The organism is Halomonas eurihalina, from assembly GCF_008274785.1.
Lineage (GTDB): Bacteria > Pseudomonadota > Gammaproteobacteria > Pseudomonadales > Halomonadaceae > Halomonas > Halomonas eurihalina.
On the sequence record NZ_VTPU01000004.1, the window covers coordinates 89993 to 116263 of the forward strand.

The window sequence follows — 26271 nt, forward strand, 5'->3', positions numbered from 1 at the left end:
TATCTCCTGGCGGGACCCTGCCGGCCCCGGGTGGATTACTGCTGCAGGCTGACGTGACGGATGTCGCCACTCTGGATGGCCGACGCCACATCGACGGCCTGGCTGGGGTCGAGGCCGGCGACGGTCTGCAGGTCTTCCAGCATCTCGCCGAATGGGTCGGCGGCCGGTACGTCCTGTAGGGCGCTACCCAGGCCCTCCCAGTCGTCGGGGTCCTCCTGGCAGAACACGGTGCCATCGGCCGTGGCAACATCGCCGGGAGTAGGGGCGGACGTCTCGGCCGGCGCCTGGGCGGCGCGCAAGCGTTCCAGCTCCGCACGTTCCCGTTCGATCTCCTCACGCTCGGCGGCCAATCGCTCACGCTCCAGGGCAGCGGCGTGCCGTTCGCGCAGAGTGGCCAGCACACGGGCCTTCTCGTCCTCGGCCTCCTTGGTGATGTCGAAATAACCTCCGGTGTCGATGGCCTCGGCTTCGTCGATCAGGCCAGCCAGACCGGTGGGGTCGAGCCCTTCGGCGGTATCGAGGTAGCTGGTGACTTCCTTCTCGAGGCGTTCGCGCAGTTGGGCGATGCGCGCTTCCTTGGCGCGTTGCTCGGCCTCGTCCACCTCGCGTTTGGCCTCCCGATGCGGGGCTTCCAGTTGCTCGACTTCGCCGATCAGCCCCTTGGCGCGCTGATTCACCTGCTCAATGAAATCACGGTGGGGTTTGGTGATCGCCAGCCGCGCTTTGTCGGTGCCGGTGCGCATCTTGGTCAGCGCCTGGATGGCCTGCTTGCCGGTTTTGTAGCCCTCCTTGGTGGAGTAGTCCGGCACGGTGCCATACTTCTCGCGGAGTTCGGCCATCTGCTGCTCGGCGTTGTCGAGTTCGACCAGCTCGGCGGCGTAGGGCTGCGGAGCGTTGTGCAGTTGTTCGGCGGCATTACCCATGGCTCTCGGCCTCCTGTTCGGTTTGCTGTTGACGTTCTGCCTTGGCGCGCTCGATACCTTCCTCGGCGGCCTTCTGGATCATGGCGGCGCCCTTGGCGCCATCGACGCGGGCCATGCTGGCCTTGTCCGGCACGCGCTGGAGGATGCGTTCGGCAGCGAGTTGGATGCTGCGAGGGTGAGGGATCTTGTTGCGCAGGGTGTCGCATTCGCGGTGCAGCCAGTCCTGGTACTCCTGGCGGTAGCGCTCGATCTCTGCGTCGGCATCCTCGGCTTTGGCGATGCGGGTCTCGGCCTCTCGGGCAGCCCGGTAGTCCTGGTCGTCGAACATGCCGGTGAAGATGTCGGCAGCGAAGCCGAGCAGCGACAAGCACTTCTTCATGGCGTCCGATACCGACTTCTTGGGCGCCTCGCCGTCAGTCATCCAGGAGCCCTTGTTCGTGCGATAGACCGCCCGGGTGTGACCGAACTGGGTTACTTCGCCTTTCTCGCCTTGCCAGCGGTACCAGAGCATGAGGCGGACGGTGTGCGTCAGTTCGTGGGCCTTCACCTCTCCCGTCTGCGGGTCGAGGATCGGGGCGCCCTGGTCGTAGCGCTCTTCCTCGATCTGATACCCCCAGCCCAGGCCCATCGGGCCGAAGACCTGAGTGGCCAGGCGGATCATGTGCATGGTGTCGATCGCGGTGATCTGCTGGCCGTTGACGTTGGCCTGCTTCACCACGTTCGTCGGTGTTTTCTCCACCTGGTGCCATAGCGCCAGATGGTCAGTATTCTGGGTCATGAGCTATACTCCTTGTGATTCGTTGGGTGCGAATCTCCACAGCTCGCCACCTGTTCCAGCAGGTGAGCGGGCTTCTTTATGCGGCTTGTTTTGCCCACTGCTCGGCAGCGGCGGTAATGTCGTCATCGCCCAGCCGATCGATGATCATGTGGTAGAGCGTCTCGGCCTGCTCATCGCTGCGCAGCCACTCGATGAACTGCTCTGCGCAGGTCTCGCTGTTGCCGTGCAGCAGCCCTTCGAGCCGTGCAACATCGGGCGGATCGGGTTGGTCGCTGTCGAACTGCGGGAAATGGACTGGCTGGCTGTTCCAGTCGATGGCTGCGTTGCTCATGCGGCTCTCCCTTGTGTCCGTGTGGCCAGGTAGTGATCCAGGGCGAGCTCTACGGCCCGGCTCATATCGCGAGCGGATCGCTGGCCACCTTCGCTGAATGCCTTGGCGGCCGCCGTGGCGAATGCGTCCCACAGCGCCGGTTCGTGTCGCTGCACGTGCTGCAGGGCTGCGCTCACGGTCGCGTCACCACCGACGCAGGTATTCGGGGCGCCGCACTGATCGCGGACATGCTCGATGTCGCGCCAATGCCGGCTCCATTCGCTGGTGTGCATGGCTACCTCCACAACTGAATCAGCGGCTCGGCCTGGCCATTCCATCGCGCGTGGAAGTCGGCGCGCCGGGCACGGTTCGCGGGATCGGATGGCTGTTCGTGGGCACGGCTGCCGATGATGGGATGCTGTGGTGAGGTGATGATCTTTCCCTTGGCGCGCGCTTGGCGCTTTTCCTCGATCAGCCGTGCTTTCCTTTCCTTGATGTTCACTGCCACACCTCCCGCAGCTCGCGTTCGAGCCGCATTTCGTCGTGTTTCCGGTCTATCTGGCGCCGTGCGGCGTAGCGGTCAGCGCCGCGCTGATCGTTCTGGATGCGGCGCTCGTGTTTGGTGGTCGGCTGCATATTCGTCTCCTCGGTAGGCAAAAAAGAGCCCGCCGGAGAGGGCGGGCAATACGCAGGGAATCGATGGCCGGTTCTCGCCGGGGTGATGCCGGTCTGCCCCGGCTGCCTCACCACTTCGCAGGTGACGCGATTCCACTGTCACCACAACAGCAGGAATAGAGAGTGGCTGCTGTGCTACGGTTGAGTTACACCACAGCAGCCAAGGAAACGTCACAATGAGCAAAGACAAGTCGGGTGAGCAGAAGCCTCGTCCCTCTGATCCGCCAAGGAGAATTCATCACAATGATCATCAGCCGGTGTACAAGAGCCCGTCTCCACCGCCCGACAAGAAGTCGGAGAAATAAGCGAGATGCCTCATGAGCACGGATCGCAATGACTTGGAGTTCAGGGTCTATGTCTCCTTCTGCGTTGAGAAGGTTACGGAGACCCTGAACGCCCGTGCCGAACGGTTCTGCACCTTTCTGCTCATCCTGCTCGGATCGGCAGTATTTGCGGAAATGTCCAATACGTTCGTATTGGGTGTGGCGGTGGCCGCGATTGCGGCCGTCCAGTTTGTCTGCCGCTTTGGTGAGGCGGCTGGTGCGGCCAAAGCTCAGAAGCACCGCTATAGTGGGTTGCTGGGGAGCATGTCACGTCTTGGCGATGATGAACTTCAATCTCGCATTGACCGCATTGAAGAACTCGACACAAGATCGCCTTCCTTCATCGATGTCATTGCCTACAACAAGGCTTGTTACATGTGTGAAAAGGAAGATGGTATGCGCCCACTTCCGACATTCGCCTGGCTGATGGCTTTCCTTGTGGGTGGCCATCCCTGCGGCCACAGGGTCCGCAAAGAAAGCCGGTCCTCTGCTCATTGAGCCCTTCCACATCCATCAGCCCACTCGGTGAATGAGCTGGTGGATGCACCCTGGCACTGCCAAGGCGCGAAATCCTTCATCCCAGACCGCGGCATCGCTCTCTGCCGTGCTGCCAACACGCGCCAGGGGCTAGCCGTTTCCGTGCATGTCCTGACGCCCCGCTAGGGTGCGGCCTGGTCGCCCGACGGCATCTGGCCGACGGGCGCCCCTGTGTACCCGGGGAGGGTGTGCCTGGTTGTTAAAGAGCGCCGGCAGGGCCGGGTCGGTGGGGCGTTTGCCCTGTAGACGGACACAAATATCACAAATTGTGTTTTATTCGTCAACCACATAATGTGATGATTTTATGTCGTCACTCATATCTACTTGAAATTCAGGCACAAAAAATCCCGCTCGGCGGCAGGATCAGTCAGGCAGGCATAAAAAAAGCCCGTCACTGGACGGGCAGGGAGGCTAAAGAGGTTACCCGTTACAGGCGCACCCCGGCGGCTGGTGGCACCTGTAACTCCGATTGATGCATGAATTCCCGCATGCCTTTCCCTTGCGGCAGACGCGACAGCACCCTTGGGCCATGAGCAGCTCACCCGAAAAAGCCTCGTATGATGGCTCGTCGCAGCTAGCGCTCTCGGCATCGGCGACCCGATCCATTTGTGTGGCCTGGGCGGGATCTGGCTGGTCTGGGGTGTTGGATGGCGGTGGGGCTGCAAAGACAGCGGTGGATAGCAGAATCGCGAATAGCGTTGTTGCTAGTTGTTTGATTTTCATAGGTTCCCTGCATTGCTGCGTGCTATAGGTGGCCTGCATGCCACCTAAATTCACCTTAGCTGAGGCAGGTATAGCTGTCAGGAATGAGGGGTGGGGAGATGGCGGGGCGGCTACCTATGCAGTGTCTGAAATATACAGCTTGGTTATCTCTCCATCCCTGATTGTTGCTTTCGCCTTTACGTCAAGCTGCTTCCTTGACGTAAAGGCTTGTAAATATTGATTTCCATCCATATCAATTGCTGGGTCAGTGATCACTGCATTGATGCGTGAGGGAAGGCCGTCATCATCAAGCTGCTCGCCCTGCTCTTCGCCTGTCAGGCGAACTTTGCAGGTGTGTCGCTCATAATCCATCTCGGAGATGGTGATTGAGTACGTCCTTTCACCGATTAGCTCCTGCTCCTCATTGCTCATGACGGCATCTTTCACTGCTTGATCAATGGATTGGTGCTTGGTTCCATCAGCATAAAGGTCGATTCGTTCACATGTTGCTCCTACAGGGGCAACAGACTTGCGCACAGAAGGGCGCAGACCATCGGCGAGGCGGTCAATGGTGTCCATCATCCGCTCCATCATTTTCTGGTCTTTGCCATACTGCTGCTCTAGCAGCTCTCTTAAGTGTCGCATCTCTTCACTGTTTCCACTGCACCGGTGGAGCACATAGGCCGTTACGGCAGTAACTATGGCCGGCAACAGCCCTTGAAACCAGCCAGATGTTGTTGCAAAGCTTAGCAGGGCTCCCACGCTAAAGCACTTTGGCTCAGCCTCTTGCGCATAGGTTTTGACCGTCAAAGCCTGCATTTGCTTCGCATACTGACCGGTCGCAGCGAAGTGCCCAATGACGGCATAGATCCGTCCAAACCCTTGGAGCGATTCTCCGAGGGCTGTCATGTCTATTTGGTGTGATGAAGCGTCGCCCCCTTCATAGCGGATCTCCAAGCGTATCGACCCATCTTCTTGTAATTCAACCATATAAACATTCCCTGTGTGGGTCTGGAATATTGCGATTCCTCACCGATCCTACGCCACCCGCCTCGAAGGCCGGCTGACGTTATGTTTCACTGCGCCCTGGGCTTCCTGAGCCACGGCGAGCCGATCAGTCGAAGTTTTCCCACCAGAAAACCCTGCCGAGGATCTTCGGGGCGTCCGGGGCAGCCAGGCTGTAGACCTCCTCCGGGTACTCTTCGTCGTTCTCGCTGACCACGCGCACGCGATTGAGCGGTAGGCGGTAGAGGCGCTTCACGCGGAGCATGCCGTCATGGTCAAGGGCGTATATCTTGCCGTCGATGACGCCGCGACACCCCTTGTCGATACCAATGGTGGCCCCATCGGTTATGGCGGGCACCATCGAGTCACCCTTCGCGACGGCCAGGGCGGCGTTCTCTGGCTGAACGCCTGCCCGGGAGAGGCGTGGAAGGCTGAATCGCTCCTGAGCGCCATGATTCTCGATGACCTGGGTGCAGCCGTCGCCGGCGGCAAACTCGACCTCACGGAACATCGGCAACATCACTTCATCGGGACGCAGAGGTTCGTCACCCTCGATGAACTCATGATCGACCAACTCAGCGTTGCCATCGATAGTGCGGCGTTGCTTCAGCTGCGTGACATTGCCTCCGCCATCCTCGCCGGTCCAAAGCCAGCTTTCACTAACGTCAAGCGCCTTTGCCAATAGAGCGACATCACCGCTTTTGGGCTCGCGTAGACCGCGCTCGTAGTTTGATACGCGCCCCTGCGAAGCCCATTTGCATGCCTTTGCCAGCTCGGGCTGGGTCATGCCCGCTTGCTGTCTGGCCTGTTTGATGCGGTCACCGATCGTAGAGCCTGCCACCCGAACCTCTCTAGTCATGAAACCGGCTCGCCTTGGGTGAGCCGGTGACACGGTTTGCGTCGTCTGATCGGCATTATCAACACGGACCGTGTTAGCTGCACTCGACGTTTTGTGGTTTAAAAGACCACAAATTGTGATACTCTGGTTCAAAACACAGCGAGGCGATGGCATGGACATTCGTTCCCTTCGAGCCAAGGCAGGAATGACCCAGCGCGAGCTGGCCGAAGCCTGTGGTCTTGGTCAATCAGCAATTGGCAACTACGAGGCGGGCACCCGAGCCCCGAGCCTTGATGTGGCCCAAAAGATCATCGAGGCGGTTCGGGCGCACGGCGTGGATGTCTCCATCGAGGATCTGTTCGCCGGCGCGGTTGCCGCCTAACCACACCTACATCGTAACGGCATTGCCCGAGAGGTGAGAGGCAAGCAACGAACGGAGTTTAGACCGTGGATAGATATACAGAAGGGCTCAGAGAGGCGGCGTTCGAGTATGGCATTAAGCGCTTGGCGTTCGATCTCGATATGTCCGAATCGCGGCTCTACAAGAAGCTCGACCCTGACTCTGGCGTGAACATGACGCTGGCCGACTTCTTCCGCATCAATCGGATTCTTGGTGATACGCGTTGCATCCAGGCCGCACTGGATGACCTGGGCATCGTGGCCACGCCACGGATCGATGCCGAGGACGAGGTCGAGGCCGAGATTCAAGAGATGTTGCTGGACCAGCAGGAGCAAGCGTCCCGGTTCATGCACGCGGTTCGCCAAGCGAAAGCCGATGGCCGCATCGACGCTTCCGAGTTGGAGCTGATCCGCAACGAACGCCGCTCGCTGGCCGAGAACGGCAACACGATCATGACGCGCATCGAGAAGATGCACGAGAAGGGTCTTCGTTTAGCGAAGGCGTAAACGAGAGAAGCCCGGCGCGCTGTGGGAGGCAGACCGGGCTTCAAGATCCACAAGGGATGAAGAAATTATGGCTGATACCGCCGAGATTTACCAGTTTCCAGGCCGCGAAAACGGCCCTCAGCCAGACCCCGAGAGGACTGGCAGGAGCATCCAGGTGGAAGACGGATTCACCCGAACGGCCAACCCTCTCGTTGAGGCGTTTGCACGTTCCCCGCTGACCAGCCGGGAGGCGCGCGTGATCCGTGTCGTCGAGCGCATGACCTACGGCTGGAACAAGGCCGAGGACTGGATCGCTGCGTCTGTGATCAGCGAGATGACCGGCATGTCCGAGGGCAAGTGCTCCGAGACATTGAACGGGCTCATCCGTAAGCGCGTTCTGATCCGCAATGGTGGTGGCCGGTCCCCCGTGCGCATCAATAAAGACATCGATCAGTGGGATTTCACCGCTCAGAAATCGCGAGTTACCCCAAAGCGGAAAGCAGAAACAAATTGGGGTAAGTCACCCCAAGATGGGATATCTGAATCACCCCAAAATGGGGATACACCGAAAGACAGGAAAGACACTCCCCCTCTCCCTTCGGTCGAGGGGGAAGGGGAGTCGCCGAAATCCGGGCAAGCCTCCCGTCCTACCAAGCCCAAGACGACTCGACTTGACCTGAGCAACCTGCCTGCCGAGGTCTCGACCGAAGCAGTCCAGGGGTTCATCGAGCACCGGAAGGCGCTGAAAAAACCGCTCACCCAGCGAGCGCTGACGCTGAACGTCAACGAGGCGCTGCGCGCTGCTGAACGCATACCCGAGTTGACCGCCGATCAGGCATTGGACGAGACCGTGCTCGCCGGCTGGCAAGGCGTGAAGGCTGACTGGCTGGCCAACCGACTGAACGGTCGAGGCCGTTCGGCTCCACGCCAAAACGGGCGCGTCGGCATGGCCCAGCCAAAGGCCCAAGGCACCTACACGCCGACCGACACGACCAACCTGCCGGACTGGATGAGGGATTGACCATGGGACAGCCGATGACGACCACTCACGAGGTCCGGGGCCACCTGAAAAACGTGCTGGCCGGACAGGCCCGGAATCGTCAAGGAAATTGCCGAATCCATGGCGCTTTCACCGAGACGCTGATGCCGAACGACCAGTGGTCCGGTTGCCCGGAATGCCTCGAGGAGGGCAAGGCCCAGCAGCGCCAGGCAGAGCAACGAGATCGCGCCGGCCAGACACGCGCGGCCAAGCTCGAGCAATTGCGCGAGGGGGCCATGATCCCGCGGCGCTTCCAGCAGCGGACCCTGGAGAACTTTGCGACCGATGGGCACGACGGAAAGGCCTTTGCATTGGCGGCGTCGCGCCGCTACGTCGAGCGTTTCGAGGACCGCTTTGCCCAGGGCGGCGGCATGGTGATGAGCGGCTCCGTGGGCACCGGCAAAAGCCATCTGGCCTATGGCATCGGTAATGCACTGCTGGACCAGGGCTACCGAGTCATGGGGATCGACGTCTACGAGCTGATCGACCTGATCAAGGAGCGGGCGTTCAGCCAGAAGGGCGGCAGCGAGCGCGAGGCCATCAAGGCGTTTGTGGCGCCGCTCGACCTGCTGATCCTCGATGAGGTCGGCGCCCAACTGGGCACCGAGTGGGAGCGCTTGATGCTCTTCAAGATCATCAACGAGCGCTACAAGCAGATGCTCCCCACGGTGCTGATCTCCAACTGCGACGCGAAAGAGCTCGAGAACTACCTGGGCGAGCGGGTCGTGGACCGTATGAACGAGGGCGGCGGCATGACGCTTGTCATGGACTGGCCGAGCTATCGCACGCCGACCGACAACCAGGGGAGGGCATGACATGGGAACCGTGACAGCAATGGCACCACGCCAGGGCCGAGGCCGGCGGCTGGACAACCCCAACAGCCAGCTCGGGCGGACCTATCTGGTGCTCCGCGACGCTATGTACTGGCTGAAGCTCCACGAGATCGGCGAGGCCATCTATGACCGCTTTGGCCAGCAGGATAGCCACGCCGCCATCTCGGCACGGATCCGCGAGCTGCGTCGCTACGGCGTGACAATCGCCAGCCAGGAAAGCCCGGGGCCGGGCGGCACGCGGCCGCATGAGTACCGGATGCTGGGTGACTGGGGAGGCAATGGCGGGGGAGCGGCATGAGCCGGGAGCTGACTTACCACATCAAGGGGCTGGGCGACGTGCACAGCAAGATGCAGCTCGTCTGGGAGATGGTGAACAAGGCGCTTCGCGAGGGGGCTGTCGAAGTGGTGCTGAGGCGGCCCAGCGAGATCCGCAGTCTGAGCCAGAACGCCAAGCTTTGGCCGATGCTCGAGGATGTGGCCAGCCAGAAGCAGCTCATTATCGACGGCGCGCTGGTCTGGGCGACCCGCGAGGACTGGAAGGACGTGTTCACGAGCGCGCTACGCCGTCACCAGCGCATGGCCCAAGGCATCGACGGCGGCATGGTCGTGCTCGGCATGCGGACCAGCAAGATGCGTAAGCAGGAATTCAGCGACCTGATCGAGCTGATCTACGCCTACGGCGCCGAGAACGGCATCCAGTGGAGCGAGAAGGCCCAGGCAGTGTTCGACACCTATCGCGAAGTGCAGGAGGCGGCATGAAGCGTTCACCGATCCAACGTAAAACGCCCCTTCGGTCCGCTTCTCCAGCGCAGCGTAAACCGGTGAAACGCACCCGGCAGAAGGCGGCGAATGATGTGCGGTTTCGCAGCGAGCGGTATCTGCGCTTTGTCCGGTCGCTGCCTTGCTGTGTATGCGGGGCCCCGGCCAACTCCGCCCACCACCTGATTGGCATGTATCAGGCCAGCGGGATGGGGCTCAAGGCGGCTGACAGCCTGGCCATGCCGGTCTGCGACGGCCCCGGGGGCACCTGTCACAGACGCATCCATAACGTGGCTCATCTGCGCTGGCAGCAGCCGATCTTTTTGATCGACACGATCAATACCGGCCTCGACGCATTCCCTGAGGGGGCGATCCATGACGCGCTGATTGAGGCGAGGAACTTCGTGTTGAGCAAGGAGGGCAAGGACTGATGGTCAAGGCAAGCCGGGAGAAGGGCCGCACCAATGATCGCTGGACATCTGACGAAGCCACAGCGTTGGCCGAGAGCCTCGAAACGAGGAAACGAAACGGAAACGAAACGGGAAACGGCAGGAAACGGGGGCAGTGATGCGGTACCTGAGTGCGAGGCAGATGATCTTTGATGCTTACCGTGCCACCGGTAACAGCGTCATGGCTGGGGCGATTGAGCAGGCCAAGCTCGGTGCCGATGTGCAGCGTAGCCGGCGGCGAGGCAACGATTGGAGCATTGTACACGGCCTGGAAGCCGGGGCCGTCATCAGTGCTGTCGAGAGCCAACCGGCCCACTTGCAGGCATTGGCCCGGTACTGCTTTGGACCGTTTACGCGAGATGAGTTAGCTGCTGATGCCGAGGCGGTGCAGTTGGCGCTGTATCGACAGCTTCTGGAAGATGGCGTGCGTCTGCCTGGCCAAGGGAGGGGGAAGCCGACAGCCAAGCAGTTGGAGACGTTACGCTATCTATGTGTAGCGGCGTTGTTCCACCATGGTGAGACTACTTGGCCTTATCAGCGTCAGGGACTTCCGACCCCAAAGGCAGTACAGTGCTGGTTGAGCGATGAGTGTGGTGCGGTGATTGATGTTCGTTTTTGGTCTCGCAAAGATCGCGCATGTTGGGCCCAATACTGGAACTCGGCCCTTGGTCATCTAGATGTCTGGGAGTCAGAGACTCTTGGTATCGTGGCACATACATCCCAGCGAGTAGCTTGCGCTTCCTGATAAGGGGTATGTAAATTTGAAGGAGACAGAGTGATGTAACTACAGGGCAGTGACATGAGTGATACCCATCGTATACCAGTGGCATATCAGCTGAGGGGCTTCAAGTATGGAGGAGCAAAGGAACTGCTCAGGGCACATGCAGCAGAGATTATTCCTGAAGAGTACGACCAAGGTATGAGGGGAACCTTGTTCTGTCCTGGCTGCACAGTTCCTCTCGTCCGGGTTCCGCACGATTCAGATGTGACGTCATCCGGAATGACTCCTCACTTTAGACACAAAAGAGGTTATGAAGAGGTGAGGTGTGGATTTCGAACCTCCACTCCTCCTGGGAAGCGATATACAAATAGGGAGACAATTAAACAAGCTATCGAAGATGGTGAGCTCTCAATAATAAGTAGCTGGTCTGAAGATCCTCCGGAAGTAAATGATAGTGAGGGTTCCGAGTTTAATGGAGCTCAAATTGTCGATGAGGATGGGCCGGAGGCAGAGGTGCCTTTAGGTGAGCATAGTGGAGAAACTTTCAAAGTGCCGTCAAGAGTCACCAGTGTGCTATCGCTTTTTAAGAATTTTTCAGAAAAAATATCTAAATATTATTTTTTCCCAGGAGGCTCCCATCCAATCCTATTGAGAGAAATTCTTGTTGATTTGGATGGGTATAATGAAAGGTATATTGGTAAGGAAAATGTCTATTATGGTGAAATTTCTGGGTATGTGGGGCTTACATATAGAAATATCATCAAGATTAAAACCTCGAGTGGTCATGTTGTGAATATTTATACCTATGAAAGTTATGATAAGAGGCGAGGTGTTGATAAGAATAAAATAGGAAGAACGGTGGCAGTTCATGGGAAGCTGGTAGAAGAGTCGGGGCAGATCAGGATTTGGGCTGAGAAGTGGGGGCAATACTGCCTAGTACCAGATGATAGTGTGAGGGTGCTTGCAGAGCTTAAGCAGACATATTCCACTTAATCAGAGGCACGGAACTGCTTCAGTCTCTTGTAGACTGCATCATTTTCAGATATGATGTTTTCAACATCACCAATTTGCGCTCTGGCCTTGAGTCAGGGCGTTTTTGTCAGGAACTTCCACCGATATTCCCCGTCGGATGTGTGCAAGCTGCCATGACACATCTCTAGTTGCCCCGTCTCTTGAGACGGGGCTTTTTCGTTATCAAAGGCCGCCCGAGTAGGGGCACTGTGTGATTGATAACAGTTCTGTTGTCACAGATTGGCGCTGGGGGGGTGTTGGAGATGGAAATAGCAAACCCCGCTTTTTTGCGGGGTTTGCCTGCAGCCTGAGGCCAGAGTTCGCTGGCCTTCGGGGAAGGGGGAGCGTTATGATCCGCTTCCGCCGCCGGCACCAGCACCGCCGCCAGCACCTCCACCGGCACCAGCGCCTCCACCGGCACTGCCGCCAGCACCAGTTCCTCCACCGGTGCCGCCACTAGCACTGCCAGTATTACTGGTGCTTGCGTCGGCCTCTAGGCTGTTGCTGTCACTGGTGGCAGCTCCATCGACACCGCCTTCCGCTTCTGCCTCTTGGGCGGTGCTTAGGCCAGAGTCAGCTGCCTCTGAAGCGTCCTCTTGGGCGCCTCCCAGGGCTGTGGAGGCTTCATTTTCCGCTTCGGTGAGCGAGTCCTCTCCAGTCTGGATGTCTGTTTCGGCCTTAACGCCAGCTTCAGCCTCGACGGCCTGGCTTTCTTCGATAGCAGGCTGTGTGGCTTCGGCCTGTTCCTCTTGAGCGAAGGAAGGGAGGGCAATCAGGCTAGTGACCAGTGCGAAGGGAATCAGTCTTGTGTTCATGAGGGCTTCTCCTGTGGTCGCGGATGACGACTCTTGCAGTTAGTGCTCATGCGCTCTTGCGAAGAACGCTCAATGTCATGCTGGTGCAGGATGTAGGCATTGACAAAGAGTCTCCCAGCAGCGACGCCAGCCGGAGAGCGATGTCTCGAGAAAACGACGCCCATGAAAGAGATGGGGTGGTAGTTGTGAGAATTTTTTTGAATGGATACTAGATAGTGTGCATTTTACCGGCCTAGGCTACCGTATGTGCGGCTTGGCGATTAGCACGCGCCTGGCGCTAGGCATCACGAACGCCCTGGAACGTTTCGTATGTTGAGCCCTACTCTCGCTGTCTGGCCGGTAATGGTGTGACAGCTTGCAAAATTGCTCCTTCTTTCTTTCGCCTCATCGGTTTCCCGATGGGGCTTTTATTTTTTCAGCGGTCGGGTCAGGTGGTAAGACGTCGGGCTCATAACCCGGAGTGAGAGGTTCGAATCCTCTGGCCGCTACCAGTTAAGTCGCTCCTCGGGTGCTTCTCCCCCTTGCCACCCATGTCTTGAGTGGAGCGACTCCTTACCGATCCGGAGTCACCATGCCTCGTATCTCACCAGCTGCCGCCGGCGGCGCGAACGTGTGCGCCTTCCTGGATGTCCTGGCTCATGCCGAGATCGGGCCGGCCATGCTGGCCGCCAGTGATGACGGGTATGACATCCTCGTCGGCTCGATGCCGGGCGACATCCATCTGTTCGCCGAGTATGTAGACCACCCGCTGCCGACAGATGACCTGTCGATCGAGTATGCCCCGGGCGTCCATTCCACGGCTGCCGGGCGATACCAGATCCTGAATACCTACTGGCCGCACTACAAGCGGCAGCTGGGTCTGTCCGATTTCAGGCCCGAGAGCCAGGACCGCTATGCCATCCAGCAGATTCGCGAGCAGCGGGCGCTTCCTCTCATCCAGTCAGGGCGGTTCAGTCGTGCCGTCGAGGCTTGCTCGAACATCTGGGCGAGCCTTCCGGGCGCTGGGTATGGCCAGCGTGAGCACAAGATCGAAGACCTGGTGAAGGTCTACGTCGACGCCGGCGGCCAGCTCGCGGGGCGTGACCGTGACTGGTATGACCGGGTAGTGAAGAAGGGAGGCGCCTGATGCCATGGAAAGACGGAGGCTTCTGGTCCGACCTTCTCAGCTGGCTCTCTCACTGGCGGCAAGACGTCCTGGTCGCTCTCTACGCGGGGGTAGCTGTCATGATCGGCTTACTTGCCAAGATCGCCCATGAGGTCAAACACGGCCATAGAAACCGGTTCGTGACGCGGCGCCTCTGGCTCGACATTCCCGCGCTGGCCGCCATGGTATCGGTTGCTGCCGGCATCAACGTTTACTTCGAGCTGACCGGTTGGCCGTCATCCGCTGTCGGCGTTGCCTGCGGGTGGCTCGGTCCGCGCAGCATCGACATCCTGCTGATGGCCGTGGCGGATCGCGTGCGAGGAGGTAAGTGATGGGACTGATCGAGAAAGCTCTGGGCGCGCTCACCGGCCCGCTGTTCGACGTCATCGACGAGGCGGTGACCGACAAGGACGAAGCCAATCGGCTCAAGCAGGAGGTCCAGACGCGCCTGATCGACTCTCGCGACTCGGCCATGAAGGCCCGGATGCAGATCATCCTGGCCGAGGCGCAGGGTGACAGCTGGATTCAGCGTTCATGGCGCCCGCTGCTGATGATGGTGATCGTGGCCATCATAGCGAACAACTACCTGCTGGCCCCTTACCTGGGAGCGATGTTTGGTACTGGCCTACAGCTCGAGCTGCCCGAGCGTATGTGGGATCTCATGACCCTGGGCGTGGGCGGCTACATCGCCGGCCGCTCCGGGGAGAAAATCGCCCGGGGCACCACCGGCAAAGGCTTCATGGATTCGATCAAGGGTACGAAGTGAGGCAGTACATCCAGCACGCCATCGCCCGGCCCTATTCAGGCAGCGCGCCGAGAGGACGGCTGGCAAAGCGGAACACATACTCCATAGCTTCAGGCAAGGTGTTTTCCCAGACACTCCATTCATGATCACCGTCAACGATGCGCAGCTCCACTTGATTCGGTTGATGCTCTCTGAGTGTCTGATACAGCTCAGTGGCATGGTAAGCAATATCGAAGGTGTCATGGTCCCCGGAATTGATGTAGAGAGGCACGATCTCCTCTCCGGTCATGTAGTCGTCGATATAGGTGGTGTAGTTGAGGTCTTCCCATAATTCCTCGGAGAAATTGCCCTCTTCATTCAGGTAGGCAGGGTGGTTCCAGGCAGATGAGTGCTTCGGGGGAAGGGGAGTGTAAACGGCCGGACTAAGAGCGGCGCCTGCAGCAAACATGTCAGGATGCTGAAAGACGAAGTTGATAGTGCCGTATCCCCCCGCTGAGAGCCCGCCTATTACGCGTCCTTCGCGGTTGCTGATGACTGGCCAAGTGGATTCGATATGTGGAAGGAGGTCGTTGATAAACGCTGTGGCGGCAGGTTCGTTATATCCATCGACCCACCAACTTTGGCTGCCGGGCATCACGATGAGAGCAGGAGGGATTTTTCCCTGTTCTATCAAGGTGTCTGCAGTTTCCTGAAGTGAGCCCTTGGAAGCCCAGTCATTCTCATTGCCGAAAGAGCCATGCAGCAGATACATGACGGGGTAACGTTTGTCGCTTTTGGTGAATCCGTCCGGAGTGTAGAGGGTATAGGGATAGGGAGCGCCTAGCGTCTCCGAATCAAATTCATAATGAGCAATCTCGCTAGCATTGGCACCAGTAGATACCAATCCAATTGCAAGCATGGCTTTGATTGCATACCTCATACTGCACTCCTTGTGGTTGTTGTGGTTTAGCGCGCTTTCTACCTCTTTAGCACTGTTCTTCATGCGTTGGCGAGATACCAAGACGATCAAGGCTAGCCAAAAACACTCTGACGAACCTAGCCCTTAGGGTACCTGCGATCAAGAGCCATGATACGAAAAGCTGAGCTATAACGGCCCTGCCTGGCCCCTATGCGTGGGTGCTGGTGGCGGTGTTCGTTGCGGTCCTGCTGCTAGATCGGAGGGAATGATGGAGCGCGAATTCGACGCCGAGGCGGTGATCGTCCGCTACTACTGCGACGAACTGGGATGCGACGGCGAGATGGTGCGGCATGGAGACATTTTTCTGCCTACCGGCCCGATCCAGTGTCCACACAAGTGCAGTGAGTGCGGGACACAGCAGAACTTCTTCGACGTATACCCGAAGACGGTGTTCAGGCAGCGATAACCCGCATCGCTGAGCGCCCTGTACCCGCACCCGACGTTGAGACACCGGGCGCTCACCAATGCGAGTAAGAGGATAGAGACGATATGACGAAGAAGACTGCCCGGGAGGCTGTCGCGCTGACGGCTCGGCAGTCTCGATTCGTTGATGAGTACCTGGTCGATCTGAACGCTACGCAAGCTGCTATCCGCGCCGGGTATAGCGAGAAGACGGCGAGCCGCATTGGCCCGCAGCTACTTGGAAAAACTTGTGTTGCCGATGCAATAGAGAAGCGCAAGGCGCTGCGGTCCGAGCGGACTCAGGTTGATGCCGACTACGTTCTCCACCGCCTGGTCGAGATCGATCAGATGGACGTGGCCGACATCCTGGCCGATGACGGCAGCATCCTGCCTGTCAGAGAGTGGCCCCAGTCATGGCGTCGCACGCTATCAGGCCTGGATGTGGCCGAGCTGTGGGATGGCCAAGGCGCGGAGCGCGAACAGATCGGCCTGCTGAAGAAGATCAAGTGGCCAGACAAGGTGAAGAACCTGGAGCTGCTCGGCAAGCACGTCGATGTTCAGGCATGGCGAGAGCGGCATGATCACTCCAGCGAAGACGGCAGCATGACGCCGAAGCCGACGACCATCCAGCTAGTGGCGCCCGATGACGACAGCGACGCTTGAGCTACCGCCGAAGCTGATACCGGTATTCATGGACAGGCCAGGCGAGAGCACGCGCTATCGGGGTGCATACGGCGGACGGGGTAGCGCTAAGACGCGCACCTTTGCCTTGATGTCGGCGGTGCGGGCTTACGTGCTTGCTGAGGCCGGCCAGTCTGGCGTCGTGCTGTGTGGCCGGGAGTACATGAACAGCCTGGAAGACTCCTCGATGGAGGAGGTCAAGCAGGCGATCCGATCAGTGCCCTGGCTGGATGCCTACTTCGACATCGGCGAGAAGTACATCCGTACCAAGAACCGCCTTGTCTGGTACGCCTTCGCTGGCCTTCGCCACAACCTGGACAGCATCAAGTCCAAGGCCCGCATCCTGCTGGCCTGGGTCGATGAGGCGGAAAACGTCACCGAGATCGCTTGGCAGAAGCTGCTGCCGACGGTTCGCGAGGAGGGATCCGAGGTCTGGGTAACCTGGAACCCCGAGCTCGATGGCAGCCCGACCGACACCCGTTTCCGCAAGAACACGCCGGCCGGCGCCAAGATCGTCGAGATGAACTACACGGACAATCCGTGGTTCCCCGACGTGCTCGACCAGGAGCGGCTCAACGACCGCGAAACTCTCGACGACCAGACCTATGCCTGGATCTGGGAAGGCGCTTATCGCGAGAACAGTGAGGCGCAGATTCTTGCCGGCAAATATCGCGTGGCCGAATTCGATCCAGGGAAGGGCTGGGATGGTCCTTACTACGGCATCGACTGGGGCTTCTCCCAAGACCCAACGGCCGGCATCAAATGCTGGGTATACGACCGCCGGCTCTGGATCGAGTACGAGGCCGGCAAGGTTGGGCTCGAGAACGACGATATTGCCAAGTTCATGATCGCTCGCATTCCAGATATAGAGCGACACAAGGTTCGTGCTGACTCGGCCAGGCCGGAAACGATCAACCACGTGAAGCAGGACGGGAAGGGGCAGCGTGCGAGCCTGCCTCGCATCGAAGGCGTGGATAAGTGGCAGGGCAGTGTCGAGGATGGCATCGCCCACCTTCGCAGCTATGCCGAGATCGTTATCCACCCTCGCTGCACCGAGACGCTCAAGGAAGCTCGGCTGTATAGCTACAAGGTGGACCGACTCACCGGTGATGTGCTGACCGACATCGTGGACAAGCACAACCACTACATCGACGCCTGCCGCTACGCGCTCGCTCCAATGATCAAGAAACGGACCACCGGCTTGGCACTCTCACGCCACCGCCGATAGGAGACACCATGGGCATGATCGCCAACGTGCAGAACTGGCGCCGCTCGCTGTTCGGCGGGAAGATGCCGACGATGAGCAACGACGCCAAGCGGGCGACTGCCTGGCAGGACTACGGGTTTCCAGAACAACTGGACTTCGAGAACCACTACTCGATGTTCCGGCGCAATGGCATCGCCCGGGCTGGCGTCATGCGGCACGTCGAGAAGACGTGGGAGACCGACCCCTGGATCGTGGAAGGCGTGCAGGGCGACGACCCGCACAAGGAGACGCGGCGAGAGCGTGAGGTGTCCGTGCTCCTGCAGCGTCTCGGCTTCTGGAACCGCGTGCATGCGGCTGACTGGCGTAACCGGGTAGGCCGTTATGCGGGGCTCTATCTGGTGTTCGATGATGGCTTGCGCCCTGATCAGCCGGTCAGAGGCAAGGTGCAGCTTCTCAAGATGCAGCCGCTGTTCGAGGGGCAGCTCGATCCACTGGAGTTCGATACCGACGAGACATCGCCGAACTACGGCAACCCGGTGAGCTATCAGTTCAAGCCCTGGGTGACAGGCGAGGAGCGCGAGGCCCGGCAGGCGCGAACGATCCACCATGATCGCATCCATATCATCGCCGAGGGCGCAGACGACGACACGATCTACGGCATCCCGGCCAACGAAGCCGGTTTCAATGACCTGATCACCATCGAGAAGCTGATCGGGGCCGGCGGCGAGGGTTTCTGGAAGACGGCCCGGGGTGCGTTCAGCCTGCACGCCACCGGTGATAACGGCATCGATGTCGACGGGCTGGCCCAGATGTTCGGCGTTGCCGTTGATGAGGTAGGTGACAAGCTCAATGAGGTCGCCGCCGACCTCTCTGCCGGCATGGACAAGCTGCTGATGCTCGGCAACATGGAGGCCAAGGCACTAGCCTACCAGCTACCGCAGCCCGAGCAGTTCTTCGCCGTTACTATGCAGTCCTATGCAGCCAGCGTGTCATGCCCTGTGCCCGAATTGATCGGTCAGCAGATTGCGCAGCGTTCCAGCGACGAGAACTCGCGTGCGTTCGCCAAGACGATCATGACGCGCCGCCGGCGAACGATAGGCCCGAATATCGAGCAGTTGATCGCCAAGCTGATGCGGTTCGGTGCGCTGCCGGCGTTCGACTTCTATGTCGCCTGGGACGACCTGACCGACGCGACATTCGAGGAGAAGCTCGGCAACGCCAAATCGATGTCAGAGGCCAACAAGTCCTCGGTGGGCACCGGTGAGCCGCCTCCATTCCGAGCCAACGAGATTCGGGATGCCGTCGGCTTCGATGCCGATACCGACCTGGACGATGACGACGACGATCCGGAGGGTGGCAATGCCGGGGCAACCGATAGTTCCGCGCTCGACGAATAGCCCGGCCCAGACCACCCGGCAGCTAAAGGCGGCCAGGCGCTCCATCCGGGAGTCGTTGCGCGTTGTTCGTGACGGTGTCATTGAGCGCATCCAGCACGACATGCGGATGATGCTCGGCAACCGGTCGGATCGATACCGCTACCTGCTGGATCAGGGCCAGCTCGATGCCATCAACGACTACATCGCTGGCCTGATTGCTCAGGAGGTGATGCGGGGCAACCAGGGTGACCCGATCATCGTCCAGCAGTCGGTTACTGCCTACGAGGCGGCCACGGCAGCGGCGGTGACTAACATCACCACCCAGTCTGAGCAGGCGTTCCGCAACGTCGAGCAAACGCTGATGTCGGAGCCGTACCGCCGGCGGATCGGTTATGTGCGTTCTCGCGTGTTCGAGGAGATGCAGGGATTTACCGATCAGACCCGGACGGACCTGGCGCGAGTGCTGTCCGAGGGGATGGCTCGCGGTGAGTCGCCAACCGAGATCGCTGGCAGGATCCGTGATCGTGTCGGTGCGGCCATGTCGCGTGCCGAGAAGATTGCCCGCACTGAGATCAACACCGGACACCGCCGGGCGATCTGGGATCAGGACGAACAGGCCAATGCTGATGGCATCAATACTCGGTTGCTGCACTCGTCGGCTTTGATCGCGGGGCGTACCCGTGAGACGCATGCGCGGCGCCATGGCCGGGTGTACACTCGACAGGAAGTCGAAGATTGGTACAGCCGCGACGGGAACGGCATCAACTGCTTATGCACGCAGACCAGCGTGCTCGTGGACGCCAACGGCAGGCCGCTGAGCAGCCGTCTCCCGAAGAAGATGCAGAAGCGCGGCCAGTCGTTCAGAGCCGAGGCCTATGGACACGCCTGACCACCCCGATTACATCATCTGCTATGTGCAGGGCCTGTTCGAGTTCCGCCGCATCGAAGAATGGCGGACCCTGCAGGGCATCGATGGCAGGTTGCGCAAGCGACCGATCCCGGAACTGCACCCGGGCGAGGTGCTTGCCGTAGAGCCGCACAAGTCCACGTATCACATCATCAAGCACGACGACTGACACCACACAGACATCCAGGCCCAGCCATCGCGCTGGGCTTTTCTATATCTGGCCCTGCCACTCGGCGGGGCCTTCGTGTTTCTGGAGGCCCCATGCCCAAGCAAGTCCACGCGCACCTGGTGACACAGGTCAACGCCTCGAAGATCACCAAGGAGGTGATCGACGGCGAGGATCACTATCGCATCCCGTCGGCGACGCTACCCGACAACGTGGTGATGAATGGCGGCCTGTATCCGGCTGACGAGATCGAGAAGGCCTATCGCGGCCTCGAGGGCACGCCAGCGCCGCTCGGCCACCCGAAGGCGGGCAATCAGTTCGTGCCGGCCATGTCGCCGCGCGCGATGAACCGCTACAGCGTTGGCGCCTGGAACGAGAACGTCCGGCGCGAGGCTGGCCGGGTACTGCTCGACAAGGTGGTGAACATCCGGGTCGCCAATCAGACCGAGGGTGGCCGCCAACTGATCCAGGCCATCGAAAAGCAGGAGCCGATCCACACCAGTACCGGCCTCACGCTGCAGCAGCGCACCGGCAACGGTGAGAGCAACGGCAAGCCTTATACCTGGATCGCCACCCAGATGAACTTCGATCACGACGCCATCCTCCTGGGCGAGCCCGGCGCGGCCACTCCATCCGAAGGCGTAGGCATGTTTGTCAACGCCGAAGGCAATGAGTCCGAGGTGCTGACCGCCAATGTCGAGCTCACAGACGACGAAGAAATGGCCATCACCGAAATGGCCGAGCACATCATCGGCATCGCGGATCGTGCAGAGCGCCGCGAACAGAACAAGGGCCGTATCGACAAGCTCGTTGCGGCCATCAAGAGCGCTTTCGGGGGCGCGCAGGAAGCCTCCGCCGTTAACCACGAAGCCCCGGAGGGCGAAGAGATGTCACTGACGAAAGAAGACCTGAAAGAAGCGATCCAGCCGCTGGTCGATGCGCAGAACGCTCAAAAGGCCCAGATCGATGAGATCAAGTCCAACCAGGACAAACAGGGCGAGACCATCGGCGAGCTCAAGACCAATGCCGACGAGCAGAAGAAGGCTGCCAATGCTGAGCTCGACGAGAAGCTCAAGGCTGCTGGCTTCGAAGATGCGGACCTGGAAGGCATGAGCGTCAACGCCAAGAAGAAGGTGCTGGCTAAGCAGCCGGCCGCCAGCGGCTTCCATCTCAACACCGCCTTCGGCAACGGTCAGCAGGCCGAAGACACCAACACCCTGCCGGAGTAAGCCGCCATGACCAACTTCACCAAGTACGGCAAGAACGTGATCTTCTGCGCGCCTGCGCAGATGCTCGATCAGCCGCTCCGCAAGGAGGCGCCGGTCGCAGCCGCGCACCTGCCCGGCACAGTGGTGCACCTGGACGGTGATGGCAAGTTCGGCGCCGGCCCCGGTGGTGTCAGCTATGTGCTGGACAAGGACCACCTGGGCCAAGGCTTCGTCGATACCGCCTACGAGATCGATGATCGCGCCACGGCGCTCTATGGCCAGTCTGGGCTGATCTTCAACGTCCTGGCGGACGGCAGTCAGACCATTGCCGAGGATGCCCCGCTGTGGGCGCAGGGAGGCGGCACTCTGACGGCCACCGATCCCGCCGACGGCTCGGCCCCGTATGGACATGCCGCCGAATCCATCACCACGGGCACTGGCGCCGAGCTGGTCGCCGTCAAGTTCATCTAAGGAGCGCTCCATGTGGATTTTCGACAAACCGAGCGTGGCGGCGAACCGGAACCTGCGAGGGCAGTTTGAGTACCTCCAGGCTCACCGGTCCCTTCACGCCAACCAAGAACAGTCGTTCGCCAGCGTTCCGCTGCCGGGCCTGACGGGCAATGCCTCGTCTCCGGTCCCGTACCCGGTCTATGCCGAGATGGACCAGCAGACTAAGGCCATCATGCGCGATCCCAACGTTGATGTGCTGCTGAATGACCTGATGCCGCTGGCCCGCTCGCTGAACATCGGCAAGATGTTCCACCAGTACCGCCAGGCCGGCGACGGCGGCGCCGTGACTACCAGCATGTCCGGTCTCGAGCCGATCCCCAATGATCAGACCCAGTACAAGCACGATGGGGCGATCATCCCGGTGCACCAGTCCGGCTATTACCGCGAATGGCGCGAGCTGGCTGGCCAACGCTCCGAGGGCTGGGACGATCTGCTGGATGACCAGGCGGCCTCTACTCGCACCGTGCGGGAGAAGATGTCGGCCTACATTCTCGATGGCCAGGAAGGTCTGGAATTCAAGGGCATCCAGTCCTATGGCATCCGCACCGGTGCCAACTCGGCCAAGGCCACGATCAGCATCGATCTGACCTCGAATGCCACGCCTCCGGATGAGGTTCGCAACGAGTTCATCCGCCTGCGCGACATCATCCGCCGTGACAACCGGGTGTCTCTGGACCTCAACGTCTATGTGTCGCCGGAGATCGCCGCGACCCTGGATCGCTACTACGTGCTCGAGGGTCAGGTGACCGCGACTCGCACGCTCCGCCAGGAGCTGGAGAGCCTGGAAGGTATCGGCGCTATCAAGGAGCTGTCCGGCCTTTCCGGCAATGAGCTGACCATGGGCGCCCTGTCTCAAGAGTACATCATGCCCCTGGTTGGCCAAGCTGTGTCGAACCTGGCGCTGCCGCGCCAAACCCCGTTCGCTCGCCACCAGTTCCTGGTGTGGTCCGCCCTGGGCCTCGAGCTGCGTGTGGACTACAACGGTCGCACCGGCTGGCTGTACGCCTCCGGTAGCTGATCATCGATCACCGGCCCCTTCGGGGGCCGCATTTCGTAGGAGCGCATCATGAAACTGCGTGTGACGAAGCCGAACCTGTATCGCAACAGCCGTCGCTGCCATATCGGCGAGCAATTCAGCGTGGAAGGCGACACCATCCCGACCCTCTACAAGGGCAAGGTCGAGGTCGTGCCCGAGCCGGTTATGGAAGTGGCCACGCCCGACGCTCAGGCCAATGACACCGGCAACCAGGGCAATGGTGATACCGGTGCCGAGGCCGACGAGCAGCGCCGGCAGTGGCTGCTGAACCAGATCGAGGAACTGACCGGCAAGCGCCCGGGCTCGAACAGCAAGATCGAGACCCTGGAGGCCAAGTTCGAAGAGGCCAAGCTGGCCGCTGAGAAGGAGTAATCATGGCCGCCACGATCACCGTCGAAGACGTGCAGAACTACGGCATCACCGGCGCCGCCGCCATGCTGTCTGACTACATCACGGTGGTCGATGGCGCCGATGACTGCCTCGATGCCCGGGGCGTGCCGGAGTCCACGCAGCGGATACTTAAGATCAATGCGGTGGGGCACCTGGCCACGCTGGCCGCCGGCGGGCAGATCAAGAGCCAGTCGGCGCCATCCGGTGCGTCTCGGTCGTTCGCCACTCCCCAGGGGCAAGGCATCGACTCCACGAACTGGGGCTCGGCGCTGCGCTCGCTGGATCGGTATGGGTGCGTGACTCGGCTGCTGGAAGCTGACAAGCCCAAGACATTCATGATGAGCGTCGGGCCTGGTAAGCGGAGGGCATGCTGATGTCGGCCACGGCACGATGGAGTTACACCAACGACGCCACGATATGGCGCCAGGGGCCGCGTGATCCCGTGACACGCGAACCGACGTGGGGAGCGCCCACCACGATCAAGTGCACGTTCGAGACCAGTGGTGGCGTGCAGACCGACGACAACGGGCAGGAGTTCGTGCCTGCCGATACGGTATGGCATGAGGACCCGACGCCGATCTCTGTCGGCGACCGGATAGTGATCGGCGAATCTCTGACTGATGACGAGCCGCCATCTCGCGCGAAGACGATCCGCAAGCTCGGAACCTGGGATATGTCGTTCTTCGGCGAGACGCCAGATCATGCGATCTATACGGGGTGAATGATGCCAGTCCGTGGAGGCCGCAACGTGCGGCGCAACGCCAAACGCCATATCGGCCGTATCGCCGGCAGCCAGACCGAGCGGGTGGTCACCGAGATCCTGATCATCGGCGAAGGCTATGCCGTTGATCTGACGCCAGTCGATACAGCGAACCTGATCAACAGCCGGTACCGTCGCATCACGAACGAGCAGACCGGTACTAAGGGGGTGATCGGCTATACCGCCGAGTATGCGGCCGCTGTCCACGATGGCGGGCCGAAGAACTGGCAGAAGCCCGATGCCGAGGACCAATTCCTGCGTCGCGGCTTTGAGCGGGACGGCATGGGCGACATCCGCGCCCACATCCGACGGAGCTACCGCAACTGATGCTGAATCTCCTCAACACCGTAAAGGGCCACCTCGACCAGGGTGGCCTTTTTGATGGCTGGTCGGTCGTTTTCTACCGCTGGTATGACGACGACACAGCCGCTGATGCACCGCCGACGGTGCTCATTCGGCCTGACGGTGGCGGTACGTCCGACCAGTACGGGCAACGCCCCGACGTGGTGATTGCCGCCATGGGGGCCGTCAACGACCCGGTGACGCCGGGCGATCTGATGCAGGCGGTCAAGCTGTACCTGCTCGAGCATTTCTCCGCGCCCCAAATCGTCAACTTCGAAATCCTGGGCGACGTCGCCGGGCCGATGATGTCGGCAAACGGGCGCCCTGTGTATCAACTCAACGTCCGCTGCTGGACAGAAAACCTCTAAGGAGCCGTCACCATGGCTATGGATCCCGTGAAGAAATACCTGGGCCGCGAGGCGCTTGTCGAGCTGGCCTTCACTGACCCCAACGCCAGCACCGAGCCCGGTGAGTGGCTGACCATTGGCGCCATGCGCGGCAAGGAGTGGGGCGCCGAATGGCAGACCACTGATGCCACGACCGATGACAGCCCCAACCTCACGCAAGAGAACCTGGTGACGTACAAGTCGAGCGAGATCAGCTTTGACGGCCTGGCCACCAAAGACACCACCAAGAACGTCGACGCGGTCGAAGACTTCGTGAATGACCCGGTGGGCAACAACAGTGAGACTGGCTACCCCCACGTCTATCTGCGCATCACCGTGCCGCGCCCAAATGGTGACCTGCGCACCTACACCGGTACCGCGCTGCTGACGTCGTTTCGCAATACCGCGCCCCACGACGACGTGGCTACCTGGTCACTGTCCGGCAACTCGTTTGCCTACACCATTGCCACTGAACCGGCGGGCACCTGATGGCCAACACCTACGCGGGCGAGGTCGGCATCGACTGGCGAGGGCAGGAGTATCTGTTCCGCCCCTCGCTGGCCGCCATCGCGTCGCTGGGCACGCCGGCCGAGCTGGTTCAGTTGCTCACGCGCTGCCAGTCGGCAGGGCCTGATGGATTCCTGGCGTCACTGTCGGTCCTGCTGGCCTGTTACCAGGGCGACCCCGACGACCTGGATCGGCTGGCCGGCTACATCCGGGAGCATCGGGGCAGACTCCGGTTCGTCATGGGCGCCATGCAGCCCAGCGAGGTGCATATCATCGGTGCCCGGCTGGCCGTGGCTGGCATGGTCGGCGAACCCAAGCGAGGCAAGGGTGATGGCAAAGAGGCCGTCGAGTTCGATCCAGCCGAGTACGTTGGTGTCGCACAGGCGCACCTGGGTATGTCATCCGTCGAGGCCTGGCAGATGACCATGATCGAGCTGCAGCGAGCGATCGATGCCAAGTTCCCGCTGAGCGAGGAGGAAAAGCGCAAGGAAGAGATGCCGACCGAGGAGCAGGCCGAGGCTGTGGTGGCGCATGTGCAGGCGCTGAGGGAAAAGCGGAAGAAAAGATGAGGGGAGGGGAACGGGTGGCATCCTTGCCGCCCATCATGAGTGATGATCTTTAGTAAGAGTTACAGGCGCTTGCAGTGGTCACATTTCCGCTTGCCGCCTGTACCTGACTTGCGATTCCGATCCTCAATATTGTTTCCTTCAGTGCATTGGTTGTTGTCGTGGTATACGTCGCTATCCTCAGCGTGAAACGGACTTACCTTGGCCATGTTTCAGCTCCTGCGTTGCTCTATTTGTTGTGTGCAGGGCGTGGTTCGCCCTCAAACTCAGGCTAGACCACTCCCACGCGCCCTCAACTGACCTTCCATCCATGCTGGATGGGTGGCCAGGTGTGGCTTTCTTTACCCTATGGCGCCTCTTGCCTCCCTGCGATACGC

At 60.3% G+C, this 26271-nt stretch carries 38 protein-coding genes and 1 tRNA gene; 29 read left to right on the plus strand and 10 right to left on the minus strand.

The genetic code is table 11. The features are described 5' to 3' along the window. Positions 1-35: 35 nt before the first annotated feature. The 6 genes from FZZ93_RS05620 to FZZ93_RS18290 all read right to left on the minus strand — a co-directional run bounded on the left by FZZ93_RS05620 (position 36) and on the right by FZZ93_RS18290 (position 2647). Positions 36-923: an SPFH domain-containing protein gene (locus tag FZZ93_RS05620; protein ID WP_149321356.1), complete on the minus strand. Its 888-nt coding sequence runs from the start codon at positions 921-923 to the stop codon at positions 36-38. Beyond that, a complete protein-coding gene (locus FZZ93_RS05625) occupies positions 916-1701 on the minus strand; it encodes a Rad52/Rad22 family DNA repair protein (protein ID WP_149321357.1) in 786 nt (261 codons plus the stop codon). The genes FZZ93_RS05620 and FZZ93_RS05625 overlap by 8 nt, the downstream gene beginning before the upstream one ends. 76 nt (positions 1702-1777) lie before the next feature. Beyond that, positions 1778-2032, minus strand: a complete 255-nt coding sequence (locus FZZ93_RS05630; RefSeq protein ID WP_149321358.1) for a hypothetical protein — start codon at positions 2030-2032, stop codon at positions 1778-1780. Continuing rightward, positions 2029-2304, minus strand: coding sequence for a hypothetical protein (locus FZZ93_RS05635; protein WP_149321359.1), 276 nt, complete (start codon positions 2302-2304; stop codon positions 2029-2031). Before FZZ93_RS05635 ends, FZZ93_RS05630 begins: the two co-directional genes overlap by 4 nt. Positions 2305-2306: 2 nt before the next feature. Next, the gene (locus FZZ93_RS05640; RefSeq protein ID WP_149321360.1) at positions 2307-2513 is read right to left on the minus strand and encodes a hypothetical protein; all 207 of its coding nucleotides are present in this window, start codon (positions 2511-2513) and stop codon (positions 2307-2309) included. Continuing rightward, complete coding sequence (locus FZZ93_RS18290) at positions 2510-2647, minus strand: hypothetical protein (protein WP_187774466.1); 138 nt, start codon at positions 2645-2647, stop codon at positions 2510-2512. Before FZZ93_RS18290 ends, FZZ93_RS05640 begins: the two co-directional genes overlap by 4 nt. A gap of 356 nt (positions 2648-3003) precedes the next feature. Here FZZ93_RS18290 and FZZ93_RS05645 point away from each other — a divergent pair, with 356 nt between their 5' ends. Then, positions 3004-3507: a hypothetical protein gene (locus FZZ93_RS05645; protein ID WP_149321361.1), complete on the plus strand. Its 504-nt coding sequence runs from the start codon at positions 3004-3006 to the stop codon at positions 3505-3507. A gap of 876 nt (positions 3508-4383) precedes the next feature. Here FZZ93_RS05645 and FZZ93_RS05650 read toward each other — a convergent pair. Beyond that, positions 4384-5238, minus strand: a complete 855-nt coding sequence (locus FZZ93_RS05650; protein WP_149321362.1) for a DUF7946 domain-containing protein — start codon at positions 5236-5238, stop codon at positions 4384-4386. A gap of 124 nt (positions 5239-5362) precedes the next feature. After that, entirely contained in the window at positions 5363-6112 is a 750-nt protein-coding gene (locus FZZ93_RS05655; RefSeq protein WP_187774467.1) for an XRE family transcriptional regulator, read from the minus strand. A gap of 151 nt (positions 6113-6263) precedes the next feature. Here FZZ93_RS05655 and FZZ93_RS05660 point away from each other — a divergent pair, with 151 nt between their 5' ends. From FZZ93_RS05660 to FZZ93_RS05695, 8 genes are all read left to right on the plus strand, one after another. After that, complete coding sequence (locus FZZ93_RS05660; protein WP_149321364.1) at positions 6264-6473, plus strand: helix-turn-helix transcriptional regulator; 210 nt, start codon at positions 6264-6266, stop codon at positions 6471-6473. Between the two features lie 65 nt (positions 6474-6538). Further along, a complete protein-coding gene (locus FZZ93_RS05665) occupies positions 6539-6997 on the plus strand; it encodes a phage regulatory CII family protein (protein WP_149321365.1) in 459 nt (152 codons plus the stop codon). Positions 6998-7064: 67 nt separating this feature from the next. Next, positions 7065-7997 (plus strand): replication protein, encoded by a 933-nt coding sequence (locus tag FZZ93_RS05670; RefSeq protein WP_149321366.1) that lies wholly within the window; start codon positions 7065-7067, stop codon positions 7995-7997. 14 nt (positions 7998-8011) lie between these two features. Continuing rightward, positions 8012-8830 (plus strand): ATP-binding protein, encoded by an 819-nt coding sequence (locus tag FZZ93_RS05675; protein WP_187774468.1) that lies wholly within the window; start codon positions 8012-8014, stop codon positions 8828-8830. A gap of 1 nt (position 8831) precedes the next feature. Then, a complete protein-coding gene (locus FZZ93_RS05680; protein WP_149321368.1) occupies positions 8832-9146 on the plus strand; it encodes a hypothetical protein in 315 nt (104 codons plus the stop codon). Further along, complete coding sequence (locus FZZ93_RS05685; RefSeq protein WP_223111769.1) at positions 9143-9607, plus strand: recombination protein NinB; 465 nt, start codon at positions 9143-9145, stop codon at positions 9605-9607. Before FZZ93_RS05680 ends, FZZ93_RS05685 begins: the two co-directional genes overlap by 4 nt. Then, positions 9604-10038, plus strand: a complete 435-nt coding sequence (locus FZZ93_RS05690; protein WP_149321369.1) for a DUF968 domain-containing protein — start codon at positions 9604-9606, stop codon at positions 10036-10038. Before FZZ93_RS05685 ends, FZZ93_RS05690 begins: the two co-directional genes overlap by 4 nt. A gap of 817 nt (positions 10039-10855) precedes the next feature. Next, positions 10856-11770: a hypothetical protein gene (locus FZZ93_RS05695; protein ID WP_149321370.1), complete on the plus strand. Its 915-nt coding sequence runs from the start codon at positions 10856-10858 to the stop codon at positions 11768-11770. Between the two features lie 365 nt (positions 11771-12135). Here the strand turns inward: FZZ93_RS05695 and FZZ93_RS18295 are convergent, their stop codons facing one another. Then, entirely contained in the window at positions 12136-12603 is a 468-nt protein-coding gene (locus tag FZZ93_RS18295; RefSeq protein ID WP_187774469.1) for a hypothetical protein, read from the minus strand. A gap of 417 nt (positions 12604-13020) precedes the next feature. Between FZZ93_RS18295 and FZZ93_RS05705 the strand changes: the two genes are divergently transcribed. The 4 genes from FZZ93_RS05705 to FZZ93_RS05720 all read left to right on the plus strand — a co-directional run bounded on the left by FZZ93_RS05705 (position 13021) and on the right by FZZ93_RS05720 (position 14513). After that, a tRNA-Met gene (locus FZZ93_RS05705) sits at positions 13021-13094 on the plus strand. A gap of 80 nt (positions 13095-13174) precedes the next feature. Further along, positions 13175-13729, plus strand: coding sequence for a glycoside hydrolase family 24 protein (locus FZZ93_RS05710; protein ID WP_149321371.1), 555 nt, complete (start codon positions 13175-13177; stop codon positions 13727-13729). Further along, a complete protein-coding gene (locus tag FZZ93_RS05715; protein ID WP_149321372.1) occupies positions 13729-14079 on the plus strand; it encodes a hypothetical protein in 351 nt (116 codons plus the stop codon). Before FZZ93_RS05710 ends, FZZ93_RS05715 begins: the two co-directional genes overlap by 1 nt. Further along, positions 14079-14513: a 3TM-type holin gene (locus tag FZZ93_RS05720; protein WP_149321373.1), complete on the plus strand. Its 435-nt coding sequence runs from the start codon at positions 14079-14081 to the stop codon at positions 14511-14513. Before FZZ93_RS05715 ends, FZZ93_RS05720 begins: the two co-directional genes overlap by 1 nt. A gap of 31 nt (positions 14514-14544) precedes the next feature. Here FZZ93_RS05720 and FZZ93_RS05725 read toward each other — a convergent pair whose 3' ends face one another. Next, positions 14545-15411 (minus strand): alpha/beta hydrolase, encoded by an 867-nt coding sequence (locus FZZ93_RS05725; protein WP_149321374.1) that lies wholly within the window; start codon positions 15409-15411, stop codon positions 14545-14547. A gap of 247 nt (positions 15412-15658) precedes the next feature. Between FZZ93_RS05725 and FZZ93_RS05730 the strand changes: the two genes are divergently transcribed. From FZZ93_RS05730 to FZZ93_RS05800, 16 genes are all read left to right on the plus strand, one after another. Then, positions 15659-15856 (plus strand): hypothetical protein, encoded by a 198-nt coding sequence (locus FZZ93_RS05730; RefSeq protein WP_149321375.1) that lies wholly within the window; start codon positions 15659-15661, stop codon positions 15854-15856. Between the two features lie 83 nt (positions 15857-15939). After that, positions 15940-16515, plus strand: coding sequence for a terminase small subunit (locus tag FZZ93_RS05735; RefSeq protein WP_149321376.1), 576 nt, complete (start codon positions 15940-15942; stop codon positions 16513-16515). Continuing rightward, positions 16496-17761, plus strand: coding sequence for a PBSX family phage terminase large subunit (locus tag FZZ93_RS05740; RefSeq protein ID WP_149321377.1), 1266 nt, complete (start codon positions 16496-16498; stop codon positions 17759-17761). The genes FZZ93_RS05735 and FZZ93_RS05740 overlap by 20 nt, the downstream gene beginning before the upstream one ends. Positions 17762-17769: 8 nt before the next feature. After that, complete coding sequence (locus FZZ93_RS05745) at positions 17770-19137, plus strand: anti-CBASS protein Acb1 family protein (protein WP_149321378.1); 1368 nt, start codon at positions 17770-17772, stop codon at positions 19135-19137. Continuing rightward, on the plus strand, positions 19100-20005 hold the full coding sequence (locus FZZ93_RS05750) for a phage minor head protein (protein ID WP_187774470.1): 906 nt from the start codon (positions 19100-19102) through the stop codon (positions 20003-20005). Before FZZ93_RS05745 ends, FZZ93_RS05750 begins: the two co-directional genes overlap by 38 nt. Then, a complete protein-coding gene (locus FZZ93_RS18300) occupies positions 19992-20192 on the plus strand; it encodes a hypothetical protein (protein ID WP_187774471.1) in 201 nt (66 codons plus the stop codon). The genes FZZ93_RS05750 and FZZ93_RS18300 overlap by 14 nt, the downstream gene beginning before the upstream one ends. Before the next feature lie 92 nt (positions 20193-20284). Further along, a complete protein-coding gene (locus tag FZZ93_RS05755; RefSeq protein WP_187774472.1) occupies positions 20285-21418 on the plus strand; it encodes a DUF2213 domain-containing protein in 1134 nt (377 codons plus the stop codon). Between the two features lie 6 nt (positions 21419-21424). Then, a complete protein-coding gene (locus FZZ93_RS05760; protein WP_149321381.1) occupies positions 21425-21868 on the plus strand; it encodes a hypothetical protein in 444 nt (147 codons plus the stop codon). Positions 21869-21878: 10 nt separating this feature from the next. Beyond that, entirely contained in the window at positions 21879-22925 is a 1047-nt protein-coding gene (locus tag FZZ93_RS05765) for a major capsid protein (RefSeq protein WP_149321382.1), read from the plus strand. Positions 22926-22973: 48 nt separating this feature from the next. Next, a complete protein-coding gene (locus FZZ93_RS05770) occupies positions 22974-23315 on the plus strand; it encodes a hypothetical protein (RefSeq protein WP_149321383.1) in 342 nt (113 codons plus the stop codon). Between the two features lie 2 nt (positions 23316-23317). Beyond that, the gene (locus tag FZZ93_RS05775; RefSeq protein ID WP_149321384.1) at positions 23318-23707 is read left to right on the plus strand and encodes a DUF7370 family protein; all 390 of its coding nucleotides are present in this window, start codon (positions 23318-23320) and stop codon (positions 23705-23707) included. Beyond that, on the plus strand, positions 23701-24054 hold the full coding sequence (locus tag FZZ93_RS05780) for a hypothetical protein (protein ID WP_149321385.1): 354 nt from the start codon (positions 23701-23703) through the stop codon (positions 24052-24054). Before FZZ93_RS05775 ends, FZZ93_RS05780 begins: the two co-directional genes overlap by 7 nt. Before the next feature lie 27 nt (positions 24055-24081). Next, positions 24082-24420, plus strand: a complete 339-nt coding sequence (locus FZZ93_RS05785) for a hypothetical protein (protein ID WP_223111770.1) — start codon at positions 24082-24084, stop codon at positions 24418-24420. After that, a complete protein-coding gene (locus FZZ93_RS05790; RefSeq protein WP_149321387.1) occupies positions 24420-24803 on the plus strand; it encodes a phage tail termination protein in 384 nt (127 codons plus the stop codon). Before FZZ93_RS05785 ends, FZZ93_RS05790 begins: the two co-directional genes overlap by 1 nt. 12 nt (positions 24804-24815) lie before the next feature. After that, complete coding sequence (locus FZZ93_RS05795; RefSeq protein ID WP_149321388.1) at positions 24816-25310, plus strand: phage tail tube protein; 495 nt, start codon at positions 24816-24818, stop codon at positions 25308-25310. Beyond that, positions 25310-25897, plus strand: a complete 588-nt coding sequence (locus tag FZZ93_RS05800) for a DUF6246 family protein (RefSeq protein ID WP_149321389.1) — start codon at positions 25310-25312, stop codon at positions 25895-25897. The genes FZZ93_RS05795 and FZZ93_RS05800 overlap by 1 nt, the downstream gene beginning before the upstream one ends. The last annotated feature ends 374 nt before the right edge of the window (positions 25898-26271 follow it).